Consider the following 23147-nt stretch of genomic DNA (forward strand, 5'->3'; position numbering starts at 1 on the left):
TTAATAGATCAAAAATAGCTCAATCGACAACATAGGCACAACCGAAAACTTAACAAGTATTTTTAGGAGATCAGCTTCAATAGATCGCCTTCGCTTTTTACTTTTCCTTGCTCAACAAGTAGCTCGATTGCACGCGCAACTTCATTTCGTACTTCTTCTGTCAATCTACCGAAGCCCAGCGCTCTGCTAACAAGCGGGAAGAGTGCTTCCGGTACAATAGCAATGGAACGGTCAATTATTTGCAAAACAGCAAATGCTATCTCCTCGGGTGCGATATATTGAATCTTTTTTGATGTTGCAGGCAAATTAGTCCGATCTCTTATCGGCGGCTCATTTTGCTTGCCTCTCCACAAAAAATCACCTACGCGCCGGATGGTTCTTTTCTTTTCCGCTAAATGACTAGCTATCGTTAAAGTGTCTCGCATGCGTGCTCCTAATTTTGAAACGCCAACGGCATTTACAATACGTCTAGCCATCTCTTCAAAGTGAATCGGTCCTTCAATTTTCACTATATATTCTACCCATTCAACAATCTCTTCAAGAGGATGCTGATGTAGGTTAAGACTCGATGACATCTTCGGTAATTCTGCGATTTCGTAGAGCTCAAAAGATGCGGAACTCGGTTCAACCAGCTCTTCACGCATTAGGTCAGTAAACTCTTCTCTATACGTGGCTTCGGAAACATCTTCCATCAGGGACTTTCCTTGAGCTTCTTCAATAGCTTCCAGCAAAGCCTGCAATTCTCTAGCTGGATTTCTGTACCAGCTAACGCTCCACACGCGGTATAGGTTCCAACCCATATTGGTTAATACCTGTTCCCGCAAGCGATCCCGATCGCGTGCTGATCTTGCCTTCGCGTAGTTCTCGCCATCACATTGAATTCCAAGAATATAACGATCCGGATATTTTGAGTCAATCACCGCCAAATCCAGATAAAACCCAGCTGTACCAACGTTTTTTCTTACATGATATCCCTTTTCTTCCAAACTGCTTTTTACGAGGTCTTCAAAAGGAGTTTTTGCTACAAGTTCGGACTCGTCCTTTGCTAAGAAATCTCCATGTTGCGCAAAGTGTAAAAAGCGCTTGAGCGTGTAGATTCCTCTTTTATTCGATCGATTTAAATCAATATCCTCCGCTGTAATATTGGTAAACACCTCACATCTCATCTTGGCGCGTGTGATTAACACATTCAGTCGCCGTTCGCCCCCATCGTTATTAAGCGGTCCAAAATTCATCAACAATTTGTCATCTTCACTGCGACCATAACCCACACTGATAAAAATCACATCCCGTTCATCTCCTTGAACATTCTCAAGGTTTTTTATAAAAAAGGGCTCGTTGGAGTGACTTTTAAAAAAACCTTCCATTTCAGGCTGCTTACGCCTCCTGATTTCCAAAGCCAGCTGGATAGCCTGCATTTGTGTTGAACTGAATGCAACGACGCCCAAAGTAAGATGAGCATGTTCTGCGGCATGCGACATAACCGCGTCGGCCACGGCTTCTGCCTCCAGCGGATTGGTACGGGTTTTTCCTCGATCATATAAGGCATTCTCTAAATAATGATATTTTAGGCCCATATGAAACGCTGAGCCGGGACTCGGAAAAACCACTAATTTGTTTTCGTAGAACTCTCGGTTCGACAAACCGATAAGTGCTTCATGTCGACTTCGATAGTGCCAACGTAGCATCGACTGGGATGCTCCCTGCCCTTCACATAATCCTAATATACTTTGCACATCTGCCGTAATATTCTCCTCTTCTTCCAAATCATTGTTCATTGTGTCAAAGAAACTTGTCGGTGGCAGTTGCTTACTGTCTCCTACTACTACTAACTGTTTTGCACGCAGAATAGCTCCTATAGCTTCAACAGGACGCACTTGGCTCGCCTCGTCAAAAATTACCAAATCAAAATCTACACTTGACGGCGGTAAAAAATTAGCAATCGAAAGCGGACTCATCATGAACACGGGTTTAATCGCTTGGATTGCCAGTCCAGCTTCTTGCATAAGCCGCCTAATAGGCATATGCCGCGCCTTTTTATTGAACTCGGTTCGTAAGACATTTACTTGCCCACCGGCCTCCTGCCTTGGAATATCTTCCCAATGTTTTAAGGCTACCAAGGCCCTATGGTATTGTTGATTCAGCAAGTCGAGCTTCATGAACTTCGATAAAGTTTCTTCATGACTGTTTTTTTCAAACTTTCGCAAGGCAGGTTCATTGAACATGACCTGTTCAATAAGCAACTCGTACCAAGTTTTTTGTAGTGCTGTTTTAAGATGATCCTTTGCCTCCGGCCAAAATTGAGCAACAACCGTAATCCGCTTCAAGTCGAGTTCTTCTGCTTGTTGCGTTAAATTATTCCACGCAATTGCATCGTTGATCTCAACGAAGTTGTTATTCCATCTATTTAAAAGATCCAACTGAATGGAAAAATCTTCGGCCAATAAGCCCTTCTCAAACTTTTTTTGGTCATCATAGGCAAGTCGTTCCAAAACTTCCCGCGACTTTCTATGCTGCTGTTCCAATAAATCTGTTAGAACCTTTACGTTATTTTGAGCAACTGACGGTTCATTGTAGCGATTTAAATAAGAAAGCAAACAAGCAGGGTACTTTTCTTCTAACACGTCTTGATGTACTTGTGATAAAAAAGCAGCAATGCGTGTCATGGTAACGAAATCTGATTTCTCTCGTTTCCAAGTTGTTCCAAAAAGCTTCTCTGCTAAGTCCTGATATTCCAATAAACTCTTTCTTAAGCGTTTTACTTCCAGTATCGCATTGACGTAATTTAATCGTGTGTTTATGTCGTCGGGAAGTGTTGTCCGACAGATGACAGCAAGCTGTTTCGTACTTTTTCTGTAGTCACTGATCAAAAAGCGATACCATTTCCTTCCATGGCTCATCAAACACTGTCTGATCGCTAAAACTTCTTGCTCCCAAGCTTCAGGTAATAATACCGACTCATATTGTCGATAAATTGCTGATAGCCTTTCGCCGGCCTCTATAAATTCGCGGATGTCTTCCTGCTCGGTGATCCATTTTTTTGATAATACGTCTACATTGTCCAATTGGGGCGCTTTACCTACAATATCAAAAAGAGCAATGAGCAAACGGATGTCATCCGTATTTTTTGGAGCTCTTAGGACCTTCATATCTTCACCTAAGCGCTGCCCTTGATACAGGAGATCTTCACTCGCTTTCTTACTTCCCTGCAGCAACGCGCGGATTTCGTCATGTTCATGTGGTAACAAAACCTCTAGGCCACTGCCCCAAAACAGTAATTCCGCCGGTATACCAATCTCCCGCAAACTTGCCTGAACGCGTTCAGCAAAGGCTTCGGCCTTTCGCATGCGTTCCGCATCCCAACTTTGCAAATCATCCAATGGTATTTTCGGCAACTTGAGGTTACCGATGGCATCCTGTATAGCCATTAGATGCCCAATAACTTTGTGCGGCGTCAACTCACTCTTTTCAACAAAGGTATTAATAGCTTGACAGTATGCGTTGAGCTCATCTTTATATTCGCTGAGCAGGCTGACCTCTCGCTCTAAGTGGGCAAGAGCAGGTCGTCCTAAATCCATTGTACGCCGCAACTCCTCATGTAGCTCTTTTTTATTGCTTTTATGACTATGCAACTCAATACAGGCATCACCAAGATTGATCATATCCAATCTCCTCTTCACCACTTCCAAAGCTGCTAGCTTCTCCGCTACAAACAAGACCTTCTTACCCTGTCCGATTGCATTAGCGATCATATTGGTGATGGTTTGCGATTTACCGGTTCCGGGAGGCCCCTGAATTATCATATTCTTTCCTTCATTAACAGCAAGCAGGGCGAGCAATTGCGAGCTATCAGCATCCATCACATGAAAAATCTTGGCCGCTTCCGGATACTTATCCAAGTCATGTTCCTCATTGGCTGTCGGCGCAGACTCCTTAAAACCGTCCGTAAACAGTGCCTGTAAAAGCGGTTGATCAGCAGGCTTATTTTCCGGTGGCCATTGATCGCTGTCGAGATCATGGTAGATCATAAATTTCCCAAATGAGAAAAATCCAAGCTCAATATGGTCTCGATCTATCTTCCAATTGGCCTGACTGCGAATAGATTTTTCAACGACATCGAAATAGGCATCCATACCAAAGTCTTCGATATCCCCCATATCCGGAATTACAACATGAAAATCAGACAGCATTTTCGCCTGTAACGATAAATTTGCACCAACCTCACCTCCTGAATACCGTAATCGAAAACGTTCTTGGGCACTGGATCGCTCGAGTGATACGGGTATTAAAACCAAGGGCGCATGACGAACTTCATCGGATTGATTACTTTCGGTCCAATGAAGCATACCGAGTGCTAGATAAAGCGTGTTTACACCCTGTTCCTCGATACAGGTACGAGCGTAATAAAAAGTATTTAATAATTTGGTTTGTAAGCGACTAACCAGTTCGTCTGTTTGCAGCTTTGTATCTAAGTAGGCATTTTCCGGTACTTCCGCATGTAATTCAGCCGGTAGAGACAAACCATTATTTCGGGCTTCCTTTTCGGATAGGCCAATAAAGCTCAAGGCTTTTCCTTGCCTTACTAACACTTCATATATAGCGGTACTTTTTTCGTGAATAATATGTAAACCCCTACTTTTCGACACCCGATAGTTTAGTAACGGGTTGCGTAATCCTAAATCTAAAAGTTCTTTACGGGCAGATTCGAGGCGGGCTAAGACAGTTTCATTCATAACATCTTTTATTTCAGACGTGGGATAAGGCGATTAATCCCAAACACCATTTTCGGCTGTTAGAATCAATGGTTTTCCATCTGTAACGACAATGGTATGTTCATGTTGTACGGCATAGCCACCTTTATTGCCAACTAAAGTCCATCCGTCCGGCTGTTCAACGGCGAGGGTAGAATCAGTAGCTATAAAAGTTTCGATGGCTACCACCGAATTTTTCTTAAATCTTCTTCTATCAAAGCGATCTTTATAGTTTAGGATATTATCCGGTTCTTCGTGTAGGCTCTTCCCGATGCCATGTCCAGCTAAATTCTTTATAACTTTATAACCCTCCTTCTTTGCCTCTCTCTCCATTACTTCGCCAATATCAGCAATCCGGACACCACCTCTAATACGATTAATTGCCATTTGCAGAATACGCTTGGAAGTATGTATCAAATGCATTTTTTTATGAATATCCTTTCCCAATATAAAAGAGCTTCCATTGTCTGCCCAAAACCCATTCAATTCAGCCGATACATCAATGTTCACTAAATCCCCTTCCTGAAGTACGCGTTCCGCAGAAGGGATACCATGAGCGACTTCGTTGTTGACACTAATACAGGTGCACCCAGGGAAACCATAGCTCAGTGCAGGAGCTGACCTTGCACCGTATGTTTGCAAGATCTCAGCGCCAAAGTCATCTAATTCCTTCGTCGTCATCCCAGGCTTAGCATAGGTCTGCATTGCCTTCAATGTCGTTGCGACGATCTTGCCTATCTTCATCATTCCAACCAATTCTGATTCTTTACTTATTGACATATTATTTATTTAAGTCATTCTAATTAAAGCTAAAAGCCTTGTTCTCTTGTTAACAAACTTAGAGAATTTACCGCTCATATACAATCGTGTGCCTCATCGTTCAGTCATTCGACGCGGCGCCATTGAATTTTTAATCGTAAAAATTGCTTAAAAAATACAGAATTATTGAATATTAGTTGGAATTTAGCTGAGGAAGGGCTCAATCGCTTGAAACGATAAGTGAAACAAAACAAGTATACTCATTAATGACTTAACAATAAATTACTTGAAAATGAAAATAGGTCTAGCTGCAGATCATGCGGGCTTCGAGCAGAAGCAGCAACTGCTTAAACAACTAAGTGAAAAAGGTTTTGATGTGACCGATTATGGTGCTACTAGTTACAATGCCACAGATGATTATCCGGATGTTATTAAGCCGTTGGGCCTCGCTTTGGCAAAGGGCGAGGTAACAAGAGGTATTGCCATCTGCGGAAGCGGCGTAGGTGTATCGGTTGCTGCCAATAAAATTCCCGGGGTGCGAGCGGCGCTTGTAACCGAGACTTATTCTGCACACCAAGGTGTAGAACATGATGATATGAACCTGCTCTGTCTAGGGGGAAGAGTAATCGGGCCCCAACTGATATGGGAACTGGTAGAAACTTTTTTAAAGGCCCGGTATATTGGAGAGGAACGCTTCCAACGTCGCCTTGATAAAATAATTGCATTAGAACAACAGTTTGCAACGTTTAAAAATATAGATTAGCACAAAAACAGATTCAGAAGACTCAATAATAAAATTATACTATATGGAATCATTCGATTTTGGCATTGTAGGCCTAGGTGTTATGGGCAGAAACCTACTACTCAATATGGCTGACCATCAATTTGCCGTGGCGGGGTTAGACTTAGATGCGGCAAAAGCCAATTCATTGGAAAGCGAAGCGGATACAGGGCAGCGTGTAAAAGGCACTACCGCTCCTGAGGAATTTGTTAAACTCATTAAACGCCCGCGTGCTATTATGCTACTTGTTCCTGCGGGCAATCCGGTAGACGCCGCGATTGAAACGCTTCTTCCCTATCTCGAAGAAGGCGACATCGTCATCGATGGCGGAAACACCTATTTTCCGGATACGGACAGGCGGGTTGCCAGCCTTGCAGAAAAAAAAATACATTTCTTCGGTATGGGAATTTCCGGTGGCGAAAAAGGTGCGCGTTTCGGTCCTAGTATGATGCCGGGTGGCGATAAAAAAGCCTACGAGCGTCTTCGCCCAATATTCGAAGCAATTGCCGCTAAAGTAGATGGCGAACCTTGTGTGGCTTATCTCGGCAATGGTTCGGCAGGTAATTATGTTAAAATGGTGCATAATGGTATAGAATACGGCATCATGCAGCTCATTGCCGAAACGTACGATTTACTAAAAAGAGGATACGCTTTTGATGATGAAACCCTCCAGCAGACTTTCGAAGAATGGAATCAAGGCGAACTTCAGTCATTCTTAATTGAGATAACAGGTGAAGTCTTGAAAAAATATGATGATGAAACCGGCCAGCGATTGATTAATCTGATCTCCGATCGTGCACGCGCCAAAGGTACAGGAAAATGGACCTCACAAAATGCGATGGATCTACAAGTCCCCATCCCATCCATCGACGTGGCTGTGAATATGCGTGACATATCCATTTATAAAGAAGAACGTATACAGGCGGCCGAGCAACTTACCTGGGATTATACGGTTGGCTCTATTGACGCCAATGAAAAGTCGGCCCTGCAAGAAAAAGTAAAGAATGCATTTTATTTTGCTATGATTACCATTTATGCACAAGGCCTGGCGCAACTCCATGTAGCCTCCAAAACATATGATTATGGTTTAAACCTAGAAGAGGTTGCCAAAATATGGCGCGGCGGTTGTATTATTAGGGCCCTGTGTCTAGAAGATTTTCGTCAAGCTTACAAACGTACGGCTTCGCTACCTAATATTTTGTTAGACCAAGAAATCGGTCGTAAACTAGTAGATAGACAGGCTGATTTACGAGCGATTGTGAAGGAAGCAGTTGACAAAGGCATTCCGGTTCCGGCTTTTATGTCGTCTTTAGCCTATTTCGATGCTTACAGAAGCGCTACGCTTCCGACGAATCTGATTCAGGCGCAACGCGACTACTTTGGTGCTCATCTTTACGAACGCACCGACAAGCCAGGTACATTTCATACACAATGGGACTAAGAGGTTAATTATAGCAGTATCCATTTTTTATATGTTTTAAACCATCTAAAAGAGATCTGCCATAATTACTAGTTCGACAGAAAACAAAAAAGAAAAGAACAAGAACATGAAAACAGGTAAAAAGGCAACTCCTACCATTATCGTAATTTTTGGAGGAACCGGCGATTTAGCTAAAAGAAAATTAATTCCCGCATTCTATAATTTATATTTAGACGGTTGGATGCCTGAAAAGTTCGCCATTATCGGATTGGGAAGGACCGAGTTAGATGATGAACAATATAATAATCATTTGCATGAAGGGCTGATCGAATTTTCACGAAAAGGCAAACCGGATGAAGCACAATGGGCTAGCTTTAAAAAAAATGTCTCCTATTTTAAATCAAATATCAACAATACCGGTGATTATTCCGTATTGGCCGAAAAGCTAGATAAAATTGATGCTGATTGGGGCATGCGAGCCAACCGCCTATTTTACTTGTCGGTAGCGCCTCAATTTATTGAAGCGGTAACCGTCAACCTACATGACAGCAAACTGGCATCAGAACCCGTTTCCGATCGGATTATTATAGAGAAACCATTTGGTCATAACAAAGAAACCGCGATTGAGTTAAATAATTTATTAACACGTACGTTTCAGGAAGAACAAATCTATCGAATTGATCACTATCTTGGTAAAGAAACCGTACAGAATATTTTGGCTTTCCGCTTTGCGAATGCGTTATTTGAACCCCTGTGGAATCGAAATTATATTGACTCCGTACAGATCACCGTAGCTGAACAGGTAGGTGTCGAAGAGCGTGGGGGGTATTATGAGGGTTCCGGTGCTTTACGTGATATGATCCAAAATCACTTACTCCAAATTCTTTGTATGGTGGCTATGGAAGCGCCGGTTTCGTTTCAAGCAGAAGAAATAAGAAATCGAAAAGTAGATGTGCTAAGAGCTGTCAGACGAATTAAACCGGAGGATGTACATCGTTACGCCGTTCGAGGTCAATACGATGCGGGGTGGATACAAGGAAAAAAAGTTCCGGGGTATCGGGAAGAGCCGGAGGTGTCTCCAAAATCTAACACAGAGACTTACGTCGCCATTAAATTTTACCTAGATAATTGGCGTTGGCAAGGAGTGCCATTTTATTTACGAACGGGTAAAAGGATGCAAGAAAAAACGTCTTCCATCACCATACAATTCCGGCCCGTTCCACACTCCACTTTCCCTGAAAGTCAATCGGATAGCCTTATGCCTAATCGACTGACAATTAACATACAACCTCAGATGGATATCCGCATGCGTTTCATGGCTAAAAAGACCGGATTAGAAATGAACCTTAACCCGGCAGAAATGATATTCGACTACGACACCTGCTCAACCCAAACACCCGAAGCTTATGAAACCTTGCTTTTGGACGCTATGCGCGGGGACACAACGTTGTTTATGCGATCCGATCAGGTAGAAGAAGCATGGGATGTAATTATGCCAATATTGGACACTTGGGAATCCAGAGAATCGCTTGATTTTCCAAATTACGCGGCCGGTACTTGGGGACCCGAAAATGCCGAGGCATTAATTGCCCGCGATGGGCATGTATGGGCAACAAACCTCCACCCGAAAGAACACCACTAAAAATTTCAAGATGATTAACGTTTTCAAAGATATTGATACACTGAGCAAAAGTGCGGCTGAGCATTTTGTACAAATCGCCCAACATGCAATCGAGTCGAGCGGTCGGTTTTCCGTAGCGCTAACGGGAGGGAGCTCTCCTATTCAGCTCTATCACTTACTTGCTGAACAGCCCTATGTAGAACAAATCGATTGGACGAAAGTATTTGTTTTCTGGGGAGATGAGCGGTGGGTACCGTTAACCGACGACAAGAGCAATGCAAAAATGGCATTTGAAACGCTGTTAGACCATGTTCCCATTCCAAAAAATCAAATTTTCCCGATGTGGAAGGCAAATACTACACCGGAGGTTTATGCATTGGAATATGAACAACTATTACAAACGCATTTTGGTACGAATCCACAATTTGACCTGATATTATTGGGCATGGGAGAAGATGGGCATACGGCTTCTTTATTTCCGAACACGGCCGTTTTAAAAGAGAAAAAAAAATGGGTCGAGGCCTACTACTTGGAACCGCAACAGATGTATCGCATTACATTAACAGCCCCTCTTATTAATCAAGCGAAAGTTATTGCTTTTATTACTTACGGAAAAGGTAAAGCAAAAGCACTTTATGAAGTCTTACACGGGGAACCCAATCCAAGCCAGTATCCATCGCAGTTGATTAGGCCGGCTCAGGGTGAGGTTTACTGGTTCGTAGATGAGGCCGCCGCAAATCGAGTGAGATAACCTGGAAGAATTGTATCGCAGAAAGATGAAATATATAACGAGCGGTATCTTTTTCCTCTTCTTCACTACTATTGCCATTTGTCAAACATGGGTGACAGGCAAAGTCATTCGGATTGCGGACGGGGATACCATTACCCTTTTAGATGAAAATAAACAACAACTGAAAATCCGTTTATATGGTATTGATTGCCCTGAACGCCGTCAAGACTATGGTATGATAGCGAGGCAGTTTACAGCCGACCGTTGCTTTCGGCAAGTGATAAGAGTCGAAATAAAACAAGCGGATCGTTATGGTCGTAAAGTCGGTATCGTTATCCTACCAAATGGAAAAAATTTAAATAAAGAGCTGCTGAAAGCAGGACTTGCATGGCACTATCTTAGCTTTGATCATTCAAAAGAATTTGCTGATCTTGAAAGAAACGCAAAGCAAAAAAGAAGAGGCTTATGGCGCATGAACAAGCCGGTTGCTCCCTGGTTATATAGGAAGCATGCAGCCTGATTTTATGAAGCTGTCGATCAATGATCGGCAGCTTTTATTTTTCCTATTCTTTGTTTTTCACTCGTTCCTCCAACCTCTTAGGTGCAATATTGCAATAGGCCGTTATTACCGCGTCTTTGAAAAGCTCCTCTTCAACGTGATCAAGCAGTAGAAAGGTCCATCCCCGCTTACCCCATTTATTTGGCACTGGATAAATACCGGATTTGTTAAATGAGGAAAAAACATATTGATCGATTTCCGAAAGTTTAACGCATGCGCTGTTTTCGAATTCAGAAAGTGTAGCGAAAATCCTTTTATTAACTACAAAAGATGCTTTATCAAAGTGTGCTCGTTCCATTACTTCAGGAAGTGATAAAGCTAATTCTCTGAATTGACGGATAGTAACCATAATGAGGAATCTTAAGATGTTAAATAAATTTACTCAAAACAGATTGGATATACAAAACAATTGTGACATCATTAAAATTCAGTGCTAATTATATAATTCCATTCATTGACTGTATCTTATCCAATTCAGGCATTGGAGACGATTACACTTCGCAATTAGTTAGTAAAAAGTGCGATAAAATACGGAGATTATTTTTTAAGTTTGTTCATATTGATAGACAAAAGCCCATTACCGTTTAACTTCCTACTGATCCATTTAAGAAAGATAAGGTGACGGCTATCAACATTGTAAACACTCAACTTATAAACAACATGGCAAAATATTCAATTCTGGTAAACGATAAAACCTACGAGGTGGATGTAATGGACGACATGCCGCTTTTATGGGTTTTAAGAGATGTACTGGGTATGCGGGGAACAAAATTTGGATGTGGCAAAGCACTGTGCGGTGCCTGCACGGTCAATTTAGATGACACCGCTATTCGATCATGCAGTTTCCCTATATCAGCAGTTGGAAAGGGAAAAATCACCACCATCGAGGGAATTTCGGATCATGGTGATCACCCTGTTCAAAAGGCTTGGGAGCAGTATGTTGTACCGCAATGCGGTTATTGTCAAACTGGCCAGATCATGAATGCGGTAGCGCTGTTAAAAAGTAATCCCCGCCCTTCGGAGCAGGAAATCGAACAAGCAATGCAAGGTAACTTATGTCGATGTGGTACATATAATCGCATAAAAACAGCTATTTTAAGTATCGCCGGCGCATAGTTTTTATTATCAACCAAGGCAATCAACAATATGAACATACCTACATTCGATAAAAAAGACCTGAAGAACGTAAGTTCACAAATCTTTAAAGCATCAAGAAGAGATTTTCTAAAAATAGGCGGTATGCTTGCGGGCAGTTTCGCCCTCGGCGTTAGTTTTTTCAGCTGCAATGAGAAAGGAGAAAAGATCAGTTCCCTCGCTTCCAATGTGTACCTACAGATTACATCTAAAGGAGAAGTGATCATTATTGCCCATCGTTCTGAAATGGGACAAGGTATACGCACCTCACTTCCCCTTATTGTAGCAGACGAGCTAGGGGCCGATTGGCATAAAGTTCGCATTGTACAAGCAGAGGGGGATGAAAAGAAATATGGAAGCCAGAACACCGACGGTTCCTTTTCTGTGAGAATGTTTTATAAACCTATGCGCGAGGCCGGTGCGGTTGCCAAATTATTGCTAATTCAAGCGGCAGTTAAGCTGTGGCAAGTCCCCATTGAGGAATGCGATACCGCTAAAAATCAAGTTGTACACAAAGCCTCCGGTAAAGCAATTGATTTTGGAGAATTAATAGAATCTGCTAAAAACTTACCTATTCCCCGCATACAAGACATTAAACTAAAGGAAAGACAGCAATTCACGTTGATCGGTAAAGCAACACCCATCATAGACCTACACGAAATCGTTAGTGGTACGGCCGTTTTTGGCATCGACGCCGTTGTCGATAATATGAAAATAGCGGTGATTAAACGCTGTCCTGTGCTAGGTGGTAAAGTAAAATCATATGACGACAAAAAAGCACTGGCTGTGCCTGGCGTACTAAAAGTTATCCCTATTAAAGGAGGGGATATTCCGCCTACGATTGAAAAACCCTTAAGTGGTGTAGCCGTAATTGCAGCGAATACCTGGGCAGCTATTAAAGGTCGGGACCTTTTAGACGTAACTTGGGATTTAGGAGAACATGCTACTTACAACTCCGCGCAACAATTAGAGGAACTGAGTAAAGAGGTTTTGAAAAAAGGTACGCTCAGAAGAAATCGCGGTAACTTTGATCAAGCAAAAGCACAGGCTAAAAAAGTCATTGAACATACCTATATAGCTCCGTATTTAGCACATGGAACCATCGAACCTCCTAATGCTTTAGCAGTGGTAAAAGACGGAAAATGCGAAGTTTGGGCCCCAACACAACATCCACAGGGAGCCAGAGACGCCATCGCTCAATTTCTAGGAATTTCCGCGGAAAATGTAAAAGTCAATGTAACCCTATTGGGTGGCGGTTTTGGAAGGAAATCGAAACCCGATTTTATCGTAGAGGCGGCCTTGTTAGCTAAAGAATCCGGTTTCCCGATTAAAGTGCAATGGACGCGTGAAGACGATTTGCATCACGATTTCTTTCATGCACTGAGTGTGCAGCGAATTACCGCCACTATTGATCAGAACAATCAAATAAGCGGCTGGAACCATCATATAGCCTACCCCTCCATTAGCGCTACTTTTGATGCGTCGGTATTACAACCTGCCGACGGTGAATTGGGCCAAGGAGCAAGCGACTTTCCTTACAATGTACCTGCCGTCAGGGTGGAAACCCATGATGCAAAAGCACATTTAAGAATTGGATGGCTCCGTTCGGTACGGAATATTCCACAGGTTTTTGCCATTGCTACGATGTTGGATGAACTGGCTGAAGCGCGAGGAATAGACCCCGTTCAACAGGCACTATCTCTCCTGGGAGACGATCGTTCGATCACCTTTGATGAGGAGATGGTGAATGGAAAATATGGTAATTACGGAGAGGATATCAGTACCTATCCTTGGGAGACTGCGCGTATGAAAAAAGTCATAGAACGAGTCGCCAAAGAAGCAGGTTGGGGTAAAAAACTACCTGCGGGTTCGGGACTGGGTTTTGCAGCGCATAAAAGTTTTCTGACCTATGTTGCTTGTATAGTGGAAGTAAAAGTAGGTCCGGATAACAAAATCAATATTCCTCATGTGCATTATGCGGTAGATTGCGGTACGGCAGTCAATACGGATCGAATTAAATCACAATTTGAAGGGGGTGCGCAATTCTCTACGAGCATCGCCCTAAAAAGCGAAATCACCGTAGAAAATGGAGCCGTCGTACAAAACAACTTTGATGCTTATCAAATTGTACGCATGCCCGAGTCACCTCAACAGATTCATGTCCATATTGTGGACAGCGAAGCTAAACCAACCGGCGTTGGTGAACCTCCCGTACCGCCCTTTACGCCTGCTTTGTGCAACGCCATCTATGCTGCAACCGGAAAAAGGATTTACCGGTTACCTATTGATTTAAAAGAACAACGGAGCTATTAAAATATATCGTTATCTACCCTTCCGTTCCATTTGTGGAACGGAAGGGTTTCATATCGTGATTATAATAGCAATTAGCTATAAGCAGTAGGCCCTAAGCACCCACATGCGGCAAGCAGGCTCCATTATCAAATTGGCTAACCGACCTTAGGGAGCTCATGAGTGCCGAAAAAAGCAAACACTTACGAATAATTGGCTATTTGGCTAATTAACTAATTGGCTAATTGGCTAATCATCTAGTTCCCTACTCTACTACTCAACTATCTTAAATCGGAGCACCGTAAAGGAGTAGGCAGGTAATTCATCTTTGAAGTTCTTCGTTACAGCTATCGGCGTACTTTTTGGTCTGAGCGCTTCATCTTCCGGATTCCCCGCTAAGCTGATTTTTAAGGCATCAGTTGAGATGTTGCCTAACGGTTCTAAATTCAAAGCCACCCGTGTACTAACCGGTAAAAGGTTAACTATTTTCACAATGGCATCTCCGGATTTTGTATCACGTACGACCGATATAGCCAAACGTTTTTTAACAGCCTCTTCGGTGTTGGATAAGCGAACTTGAGTGGGCAGATAAATATCACCGGCATGTTGCCCATATATCTGCTGTACAAAGTAACCGACCGTAGGTTTCACTTCTGTGTTATTAAAATAAATAAGATCGGGCTTCCATTGCGTATGATCTTCTTTAGCTAATAAAGGTGCGTAGGAAGCCATGCTAACCACATCCCCATTACGCTCCAAGCTTGTTAAATGTATCGCCTCGGCGAGAGCCGTTTCCAGGTTACTAGGCCTACCTGGCAAATGAGCCGCGTATTCACCTAAATATACCTTAGCCTTTGATCGATCATACTTATCGTAATATGCTTGATTATGAATAAACCAACCCGGTGACTGGTAATAATGTTCATCCACCATAGGTACTTGAAGTTTATTAGCAATCAGCCAACCTTCCGTATAATCAGTACCTTCAAAACTTGGCCCAACCGTACCGATCACTGTTATTTCAGGATGTTTTTCGCGTACCCGGTTAAAGATCATGGTAAAACGTTCTTCAAAAATATCGGATATAAGATCTTCATTACCGATACCGATATATTTTAGATTGAATGGTTTTGGGTGGCCTGCCTCTGCGCGCTTTTTCCCCCAAACTGTATGCGTATCTCCGTTCGCATATTCAATCAAATCCAGCACCTCCTGTATATAGGCTTCCATCTCTGCCATCGGTACCCCGCCTTGCTGACCGGCACCGCCCGTGGATGAGTTTTGACAAGGCACACCCGCCGGAACTACCGGTACTGGCTCAGCCCCAATATCTTCACAAAACTGGAAATATTCGAAGTAACCAAGCCCGGCCGTTTGATGGTAATTCCATAAATTTCGTTGCGGTACCCGAGCTTCCAACGGACCAATTGTATTTTGCCAACGATACATATTTCCCAAACCATCTCCATGTGCGACACAGCCGCCTGGAAAACGAACAAACCGCGGATGTAGATCAGCTATGGTTTGCGCTAAGTCTGCACGCAAACCATTTTTCCGCCCTTTAAAAGTCTTCTCCGGAAATAGCGAAATCATGTCAAGCGCTATTTCCCCCGCCTCTTGTGGAATAATCTCCAGCGATGCTTTGGCCGCGTCTGCTTTCACTGAAATCGCCGCTTCATACTTTCTCCAATTACCTTTAATAGCCCGAATGCGAGCTTCACCTAATAGCTTACCATGCTCATCAATTAAACGGATTAGAAGCGCTATGGCTTTCTCTTGCGGGTTCCTCGCAAATAAAGAGACATTATAACGCTCTCCGGCTTTTAATGGAATGCCGTCGAAACCGGCATTGACCAAAGCAGTGCCTGCCTTTTCAATATTTAAAATCGCATAATGTACGTTATTTGGGTGTAAAGGGTTTACGCTATCTATCTTAAATGTTCCCTCCTCTCCTTTTAAAGACCATGCCTTATAACTACGCCAGCTGGTATCGCTACCTTTTTTATCACTTAAGCGATATTCAAAATCTCGATTCTGCACTAATTCGGCATATAAACCACCATCAGCCGCATAATTAATGTCCTCGAAAAAAACACCCATTAGCAAATCACTGATTTTCTTTTTATTTTCCACGTCAATTTGTACCTCCACATCGACTGGTTTTAAAGAAGCGAATCGAATACCGTCTTCAGCCGTTTTCTCCGACCATAATTCCTGTTCATAGGCTGCTTGCTGTTGAGCCTGCAGTAAACCTTTAATTACATTCCAAGACACTTTATGGACAGTTCCATTTTCCTCCCCATTTTCCAAACGTATAGTATGCCTATTATCAAACGTAGCTTTAGCAACTGGTTCTGGAGGTGTATAATTTTTAAAGTCAAGCGTACTACTTCTGTAATAAGTAGCATCGGCTCCCCCATTCGTGCTCTTCCACTCCACTATAAATTTTCCATGCTCTTTATCAAAGGAAAGAGCGGGAAGCAAACAATTCTCTTTTTGCATCAAGATAGGATAATATTGCCTTCTCCAATACACAAGATCTTTTGAAGTTACGTGCACAACAACACCGTCAGTTTCGTTGACCGACCAGACAGCATGCCATAAGCTATCAGGACCATAGAACAAAAAAGGTGTAAGCATCCGTTTCTGAGCTCCCCAAGTCCCATAATCGCAACGGACGTAACTGTACTCCGGTCCTATTGCATGCCACTTTTTGCGATCGATACTCCATGCGAAATGTAAGCCGTTCCGTCCTCCATTTTTTAGAGAAGCATAGGCAAAAATATAGGCGGAATCCGGTTCTTTCGTCATCTCAGCAGCACCTGCGCGCGTCAAGCTTAGTAACGTAGAGGCAATAAGTAATATCAAGTACTTTTTCATGAATTTGTATACGGTTTATTTGTTATTAGCTTTCAAACGAGGAATATTCACTTATTTCAACAACCTTATTTCTAAAATTTTTCCCGTAGCTTCTTTATTACATGCTTTGATTTTTACCCTTAATTTATCTTGATCCGTATCAGCGGCTTCAAGATTAAAAGTCGAAATATCAATTCCTTCTGCATCTGTCGTTCGAGACGTTACGGAAACTTTTTTATCATTTATCCATAGTTCATAGCAAGCGGTTGCATCATGTTCATGTTTAATGCTTATTTTTTTACTTTGTCGACCATTGTTAAGCATTTCATAACTAAACCATCCCCTTGCCGCACGCCAATGATAATCACCCAACACACCTGTATAGGAATCCTCTTGCTGCATATGATGATCTGACTCAGGTTGCTGTTCACCCGATACTACTACATCTATGGTTTGTCTATCTAGCTTTAACTGTGCTTCTTCGCGCTGACGTGCAACACCGGCAATACTATCTAATGACCGTTTGTCGGCCGTACGCCAATAAACCGTATAACGCGCATCATGTACCGAAAAGAAAGGCTGTAACGTTACTTTCGTTGCTTTGCCATTTTTATATAAGTGATCGAGTTCAAACAACAACTTATTCGCATCCAGAACTTTTGCGTACTTATTAAGTTCCCCACTTTCAGGTACAAGGATCGGATTGGCATCCATCGGAAGTAATGCTCCCGCAGCGATATGTCCCATTCGTTTGTCATCTGCAAAAAGCCCCTTTAAATCTTCCGTTCCATTTTTTGAAGCCAACACAATGGGACCGTAGGTATAAGAAACCCAAGGCTCGCCACTGGGCAGCAGCTCCGCATTGATTTGCATAGGTAAATTAAAAGTAATAATCGATTGCCCTACCCATTTACGATTGATTTTCAAATATTCTTTATCTTCCTGATAGCTTATCTGCTTTCCGTTTACTAATAGGTTGATAGGTTGTTTTCCTAACCATTTTGGTTTACGAATAAACACGGAAAAGGTTTTTGGACTTGCCACCACAATTGTTACACTGCTTTTCTGTTCATAGGGAAACCGTGTACGCTGTGTCAGCGATATGCCCTGTTCCTGCCATTTCAATGTAGACGGGATAAAGAGATTGATGTAGAGGTCCTTTCCACTATGCGTATAAATTAACTCACCATATTTACCGTGATTTTCTAAACCACTACCCACACAGCACCAAAAACAAGCCTGCGCTTGCGAATACACTCTGTAGTGATTGGGACGCATTGGTGTGAAATATACAAAGCCGCCTTCCTTCGGATGCTGTGATGAAAGGATATGATTATAAGTTGCTCTTTCATAATAATCGATGAATTTGCGATCCGGCCCCTGTAAGAAAAGATCTTTGGAGAGCTTCATCATGTTATAGGTGTTACAGGTTTCCGGCCCCTCACGCGAGGATAGCATTTTTCCAAAGCTATTAAGTGCATGAAAGTGTTCGCTTTCACTGTTCCCACCGATCGATACGGTACGATGTTCTACGACGGTCTCCCAAAAGAAACGAGCAGCATTCGCCCAGCTCATACTATCTGCCAGCGCCGCAATTTTTTCAAAGCCAATGACCTTCGGAATTTGCGTATTGGCGTGTAAGCCGGTTAGTTCATCCTTTCCAGCAATTAAGGGCTGCAATATGGCACGGTGCGAAAGTCGTTTAGCCATTGATAAGTATTTTTGATCACCACTTATCTGCGCTAAATCCGCAAAAACTTCATTAATTCCACCATGTTCCGAACGTAATATCGTTTGAATCTGTTCATCAGTAAGTCCACCGAAAACACTTAACCACCAATTTCCTAGCTTAAGAACCATTTGCCGGGCATGCTCATTGCCTGTATAACGATATGCATCAATTAAACCGGCAAAGAGCTTATGAATGTTATAAATGGGAACCCATTTTCCATTTAGAGAAAAAGATTGGGCCTCTATTTTCCCTCTTTTAATGTCGTTCCACATTTGCTTGCCTCCCGGTATACCGCCCACGTAGCCGTCCGAATCTTGATTCTGACAACGTTTTAACTCGCTTAACATATAAGTAAGTCTATCCTGTATAACTTGATTTTCTGTTGCTGCAGCCATAAGCGATAGTGCCGAAAGGTAATGCCCCCCTATATGGCCATCCAAGCCTGTGTTTTCCCAGTTACCATAACTAGAGGCTTTCGGCTCAAGCCCCGCCTCTCTTAAATAAGGAGCTAGCAAACGATCCGGGTTCAATGCCAATATATATCGGAGATCCGTTTCCTGCGCGTCCTTTAATGGGCCAGCAGCTAATCGTATGGATGCTAAAGGAAACGACTCCATTTTAGCTCTTTGAGCCAATGATCGCTGATTCATCCCGAGCCATAGGCTAATAAAGATCAAGAAAGAGGATACCAGGGACAGTGGGTTACTTCTCATTTGTATTAATTGGTTAGTAAATAAGTGTTATATTAACAATTATAACTCAAATATATCAATACTATCCAATATATCAAATAAAAGCATGAAAAACACCGGATATTTACGCTCAATTCCCGCTGGATATGCAGGGATTTCGCCTTTAAAAAAGAACATTTATTTCAGTCAATTTTATTTACGTTTTGTCTTGATGATTTTTTTATTTCATCTCTCTTTACCTTGATGCAAAGAGAGGCAAACATCAAGGCTGCACATCCTTTCGCTAAAGATTTAGGCCCAATGTTGAATCCTGTGGAGCCGCTCCTTCCCGCTAGTCTTCCCCTTCGCTTCTTCACATGATTTTTTGTCCTCGGCTATCCTAAATCTTCTTCACGCTCATGCTGTGAGGCCGTTTTGCCCTACGCACTGTAGCCGGGTATCAGCACTGCCGTTCCGAAGTGCATCAATGGCTTAGTCTGTGGAGGCAGCAACCGGCAGTCAAAGATGCCCCTTCACCATTATCGTGCGAAGCAGACGGTAATGAGTGAATCGACGAACGAAGGGCATGCCATTGCGCAAGAGGGTGGCTCCGATTCACGGATGGGCATCTGACCACGAGTTGCAACGGAATAGACAAGCCGAAGCACCTTGCCCCAATGGGCGCAGCAAGTGGGATGTATAAAATAAATGTTCTTTTAATAGAAACACCTTTATATATAAAAACGAAACCGATCAATAGGAGTTCACCGAAGGTAATCCCTGAGGTACAGTATTAAAATGCAGGTTTTTTAATGATTTTTAGTATATTCGTAGAACTTTTTTGAGGTCCATTCACTTGCCTTTAACGGATATCCAATACAGCAAACACCTTCTTAATACCAAGTAGCTACCATCTTCTCCATGCAAACATTATTTGAGAAGACTATCTCCGCATTGAGTCCAGGTTTTTGCTATAAAAACCTGGACTCACCCTGGACTCAATGTGGACTCACCCTGGACTCACCTCGAAGAAAGTACCTCGTTTGTCTTATCTTGGTGTAGTATGATTATGGAGAAGCTTGTAATCAAGGTTGTTAGTTGCGACACCCCAAAGAAAATTGATTTAGGCTAAGACAAGATAGCATTTTTTAATAAGTTTTCTATTTATCAACCAATTTAAAATGGCGGTCGGGAAACAAAGAGCTAATTTTTCTCATTAACATCTTCGGTAATAAACGGAGATGCCGGCAAACCGTCTTTATTATAAAAGTTTACATCAGGCACATTTGCCCAACCATAACGGGCCTGCTTTGGCTTTTTTACCCGATCGCTACTTAACACGATCGTAGTATCTTCGATAGAAGCCATCGCAGGGTAATACACGCCGTCGGCTCCGGCAAGTTCAAATCCCTTTAATTTCTCTTCTTGAGGAAGGCTTACCAGTCCTTTTCCAATATGCTTAAATGTTAAGTATAGTTTATCAGCTTTTATTTTGTACGCACTATACATAGGTCCCTGATACTCCTCCTTGCCATGGTAAGCGAGGGCATGGGCGGCAAGTGCCAAACGTTCACCTACGGGCTTTTTATTGGTCGGATGTATATCCATCGCATCTCCACAATCGGTAGTTACAATCAATGCCGTATTAGGTACATGTGCTACTACCATACGTTGCGCATCTCTTAATTCGGGCTTCATATCTTTATGTGGTGCAATCTGAACAATTAAAAAGGGAAAATCACCTTGATTAAAATCGGTGCGCCAATTTTTTATCATATTCGTGAGCACCATTTCATATTGCTCTGCCCGATTATTATTAGATTCTCCCTGATACCAAGCGACACCCTTAATGGCAAAGGGAAGCAGCGGATGGATCATGCCATTATATAAGCCCGAAACACACTGCCCCTTTGGATGATAGCCTACATTCATGGTTTCAACATAATTTTTAACCAACTCATTTAGTTCGGGATTACGCTCCAAAGCTGCCCTACTTGTCCAATCTTCAGCAGGTGTTCCGCCAAAGGCAGAAAATAAAATTCCTATGGGTACTTCAAGCTGCATATATAAATCCGCTGCGAAGAAATAGCCAACAGCGGAAAAGTCTACTACCGTATTTGGACTGCATACCTTCCATTTTCCGTCAACATCATCTTGTGGTGTTTCTGCATACTTCAGCGGCACATAAAATTGACGGATTAAGGGATAATTAGCCCGATCCCGCTCTGCTTCCCAACCAAGTATAGGCTTTTGCGGTGGACGTGGACCAAGCTGACGCTCCATATTAGATTGCCCACTGCAAAGCCACACCTCACCAATTAATACATCATGAATACGTATAGTATCTTCGGCAAAAACTTCCATGGTTAAGGGTTCCTTGGAAACAGCCATAGGTTTAAGCTTCACCAACCATTTGCCATTGGAAACTTTAGACGTCAACTGCTGTCCATTAAATCGCACGGTTACCTGTCCTTCGGTAGTTGACGAGCCCCAGACAGGGACTGTTACGCCCTGTTGAAGTACCATGTGATCGCTAAAAAGGCTGTTGACCGAAATCTCCGCAAAAGTAAGTGAACAAAAAAAGCAACCGGACAGCAATAGGAACGTCCGTTGTAACATGCGTTTAATAAGAAGGTGTTTTAACATTTTTCAGATTGTATAAAAGGTAACAATCTAAGATAGTAATTTATTGAAAATAATTCATCAAAAATCATATTGCGCATTACTTCAATCGGCTTGGAAAAAGCAGTTACGATTGTCTTTTGCGTAGCTGTGAAGACTCCCGGATGCGAAATTCATTCTTAAGCACAATATGAACAGGTTTATCTTGCTTTGGCATTTTTGCATTCGTTAGCCTATCCAGTACTAAATTAATGGCTTGCTGGGCCATCTCATTAATTGGTTGAGAGATTGCGGTAACGGAGGGAGTAAAAAGTCTAAACATGTTATGATCATCGAATACCACAACGCCCAAATCGCTTGGTATTTTGATTTTCAGATTCCGAATTGCTTCCAATCCATTCTCTGCAATGTAATTAGTAGCAAAAAAAACGGCATCAACATAGCTGTGTGTCAATAAAAACTCCTCAATTTCGCGAATACTATGTTGTTTATCATCGTGGTACTTTATACGTTTAATAGTATAAGGTGCACCAATCTCTGACATGGCTTGTAAATAACCCCTTTCACGTTCCAACATTTGTACTTGATCGGATGAAAGGGTGATAAAAGCTACACATTGAAAATTATGCGCAACAAGGTGCTTCATGGCCGTATACGCGCTATCAAAATTATCAACCAACACGCTATCCGTAGCGACACCCGGTAAGGTACGATCAAATAGAACGACAGGAAACCCTTCTCGTAAAAGTTCTTCTATTTCATTTTCTATAGCTGGAGGAGGTGCAATTATATAGCCATCCACTCCGCTGTTCCTATAAACCTCCAACATTTCTTTCGCTTTGTTGGTATCATTTTCTGTGCTACTGTAGACAATTTTGTAACCCATTTCGTACGCGCGCTCTTCCACTTGACGTGCAATCGCGGAAAAAAACGGATCTGATATATCTTCCACTAACATGCCGATTATTCTTGTTTTACCATTTCGTAATCCCTGGGCATACTGATTAGGAATGTAGCCTACTTTCCTTATATAATCGAGCACGCGCTTTTCCAGAGACGGACTGATCTGAATCTCCCGAGCCTTTCCATTGAGCACGATGGAAACCGTAGTTTTAGACACCCCAAGTGCTTTAGCGATATCGCTGATGGTAATCCTTTTCTTTGACATGATCAAACAGTTGTGGTTCTTCAAGAAGTTAATACCCGTTGAGAAGATCGA

General features: G+C 42.5%; 14 protein-coding genes. 7 read left to right on the plus strand and 7 right to left on the minus strand.

Translation table 11 applies throughout. The annotated features are described in order from the left end of the window. Positions 1-62: 62 nt before the first annotated feature. Entirely contained in the window at positions 63-4733 is a 4671-nt protein-coding gene (locus ACH11B_RS23000) for a DUF3320 domain-containing protein (RefSeq protein ID WP_377610531.1), read from the minus strand. A 33-nt stretch (positions 4734-4766) separates the two neighbouring features. Further along, on the minus strand, positions 4767-5531 hold the full coding sequence (map, locus tag ACH11B_RS23005) for a type I methionyl aminopeptidase (protein ID WP_013667510.1): 765 nt from the start codon (positions 5529-5531) through the stop codon (positions 4767-4769). Positions 5532-5802: 271 nt separating this feature from the next. On the opposite strand from map, the gene ACH11B_RS23010 reads away from it, so the two are divergent. From ACH11B_RS23010 to ACH11B_RS23030, 5 genes are all read left to right on the plus strand, one after another. Beyond that, positions 5803-6273, plus strand: coding sequence for an RpiB/LacA/LacB family sugar-phosphate isomerase (locus ACH11B_RS23010; RefSeq protein ID WP_013667511.1), 471 nt, complete (start codon positions 5803-5805; stop codon positions 6271-6273). 43 nt (positions 6274-6316) lie between these two features. Further along, on the plus strand, positions 6317-7732 hold the full coding sequence (gene gndA, locus ACH11B_RS23015) for an NADP-dependent phosphogluconate dehydrogenase (protein ID WP_289551718.1): 1416 nt from the start codon (positions 6317-6319) through the stop codon (positions 7730-7732). 106 nt (positions 7733-7838) lie between these two features. Next, positions 7839-9353 (plus strand): glucose-6-phosphate dehydrogenase, encoded by a 1515-nt coding sequence (zwf, locus tag ACH11B_RS23020; RefSeq protein ID WP_377610533.1) that lies wholly within the window; start codon positions 7839-7841, stop codon positions 9351-9353. 10 nt (positions 9354-9363) lie between these two features. Beyond that, positions 9364-10083, plus strand: coding sequence for a 6-phosphogluconolactonase (pgl, locus tag ACH11B_RS23025; protein ID WP_130855357.1), 720 nt, complete (start codon positions 9364-9366; stop codon positions 10081-10083). 25 nt (positions 10084-10108) lie between these two features. Further along, complete coding sequence (locus ACH11B_RS23030; protein WP_130855356.1) at positions 10109-10582, plus strand: thermonuclease family protein; 474 nt, start codon at positions 10109-10111, stop codon at positions 10580-10582. A gap of 43 nt (positions 10583-10625) precedes the next feature. Here the strand turns inward: ACH11B_RS23030 and ACH11B_RS23035 are convergent, their stop codons facing one another. Continuing rightward, on the minus strand, positions 10626-10970 hold the full coding sequence (locus tag ACH11B_RS23035) for an MmcQ/YjbR family DNA-binding protein (protein ID WP_377610535.1): 345 nt from the start codon (positions 10968-10970) through the stop codon (positions 10626-10628). Between the two features lie 311 nt (positions 10971-11281). On the opposite strand from ACH11B_RS23035, the gene ACH11B_RS23040 reads away from it, so the two are divergent. Beyond that, positions 11282-11737 (plus strand): (2Fe-2S)-binding protein, encoded by a 456-nt coding sequence (locus ACH11B_RS23040; protein ID WP_013667517.1) that lies wholly within the window; start codon positions 11282-11284, stop codon positions 11735-11737. Between the two features lie 30 nt (positions 11738-11767). Continuing rightward, positions 11768-14068: a molybdopterin cofactor-binding domain-containing protein gene (locus ACH11B_RS23045; protein ID WP_377610537.1), complete on the plus strand. Its 2301-nt coding sequence runs from the start codon at positions 11768-11770 to the stop codon at positions 14066-14068. A 249-nt stretch (positions 14069-14317) separates the two neighbouring features. Here ACH11B_RS23045 and ACH11B_RS23050 read toward each other — a convergent pair whose 3' ends face one another. The 4 genes from ACH11B_RS23050 to ACH11B_RS23065 form a co-directional block, all read right to left on the minus strand. Then, positions 14318-16924, minus strand: a complete 2607-nt coding sequence (locus ACH11B_RS23050) for an alpha-L-arabinofuranosidase C-terminal domain-containing protein (RefSeq protein WP_377610539.1) — start codon at positions 16922-16924, stop codon at positions 14318-14320. Positions 16925-16975: 51 nt separating this feature from the next. Then, entirely contained in the window at positions 16976-19348 is a 2373-nt protein-coding gene (locus tag ACH11B_RS23055; RefSeq protein ID WP_377610541.1) for a beta-L-arabinofuranosidase domain-containing protein, read from the minus strand. A 1161-nt stretch (positions 19349-20509) separates the two neighbouring features. Next, positions 20510-21952 (minus strand): sialate O-acetylesterase, encoded by a 1443-nt coding sequence (locus ACH11B_RS23060; protein WP_289551723.1) that lies wholly within the window; start codon positions 21950-21952, stop codon positions 20510-20512. Positions 21953-22055: 103 nt separating this feature from the next. Continuing rightward, positions 22056-23096, minus strand: a complete 1041-nt coding sequence (locus ACH11B_RS23065; RefSeq protein WP_377610543.1) for a LacI family DNA-binding transcriptional regulator — start codon at positions 23094-23096, stop codon at positions 22056-22058. Positions 23097-23147 lie beyond the last annotated feature (51 nt).

The organism is Olivibacter sp. EAT-5 (assembly GCF_044784325.1).
In the GTDB taxonomy this organism is placed as follows: Bacteria; Bacteroidota; Bacteroidia; order Sphingobacteriales; family Sphingobacteriaceae; genus Olivibacter; species Olivibacter oleidegradans.

What these genes read in the sequence shown, in the direction of transcription:
- ACH11B_RS23000 (WP_377610531.1), bottom strand. Translation starts at nt 4,733, where the DNA reads ATGAATGAAACTGTCTTAGCCCGCCTCGAATCTGCCCGTAAAGAACTT.
- map (WP_013667510.1), bottom strand. Translation starts at nt 5,531, where the DNA reads ATGTCAATAAGTAAAGAATCAGAATTGGTTGGAATGATGAAGATAGGC.
- ACH11B_RS23010 (WP_013667511.1), top strand. Translation starts at nt 5,803, where the DNA reads ATGAAAATAGGTCTAGCTGCAGATCATGCGGGCTTCGAGCAGAAGCAG.
- gndA (WP_289551718.1), top strand. Translation starts at nt 6,317, where the DNA reads ATGGAATCATTCGATTTTGGCATTGTAGGCCTAGGTGTTATGGGCAGA.
- zwf (WP_377610533.1), top strand. Translation starts at nt 7,839, where the DNA reads ATGAAAACAGGTAAAAAGGCAACTCCTACCATTATCGTAATTTTTGGA.
- pgl (WP_130855357.1), top strand. Translation starts at nt 9,364, where the DNA reads ATGATTAACGTTTTCAAAGATATTGATACACTGAGCAAAAGTGCGGCT.
- ACH11B_RS23030 (WP_130855356.1), top strand. Translation starts at nt 10,109, where the DNA reads ATGAAATATATAACGAGCGGTATCTTTTTCCTCTTCTTCACTACTATT.
- ACH11B_RS23035 (WP_377610535.1), bottom strand. Translation starts at nt 10,970, where the DNA reads ATGGTTACTATCCGTCAATTCAGAGAATTAGCTTTATCACTTCCTGAA.
- ACH11B_RS23040 (WP_013667517.1), top strand. Translation starts at nt 11,282, where the DNA reads ATGGCAAAATATTCAATTCTGGTAAACGATAAAACCTACGAGGTGGAT.
- ACH11B_RS23045 (WP_377610537.1), top strand. Translation starts at nt 11,768, where the DNA reads ATGAACATACCTACATTCGATAAAAAAGACCTGAAGAACGTAAGTTCA.
- ACH11B_RS23050 (WP_377610539.1), bottom strand. Translation starts at nt 16,924, where the DNA reads ATGAAAAAGTACTTGATATTACTTATTGCCTCTACGTTACTAAGCTTG.
- ACH11B_RS23055 (WP_377610541.1), bottom strand. Translation starts at nt 19,348, where the DNA reads ATGAGAAGTAACCCACTGTCCCTGGTATCCTCTTTCTTGATCTTTATT.
- ACH11B_RS23060 (WP_289551723.1), bottom strand. Translation starts at nt 21,952, where the DNA reads ATGTTAAAACACCTTCTTATTAAACGCATGTTACAACGGACGTTCCTA.
- ACH11B_RS23065 (WP_377610543.1), bottom strand. Translation starts at nt 23,096, where the DNA reads ATGTCAAAGAAAAGGATTACCATCAGCGATATCGCTAAAGCACTTGGG.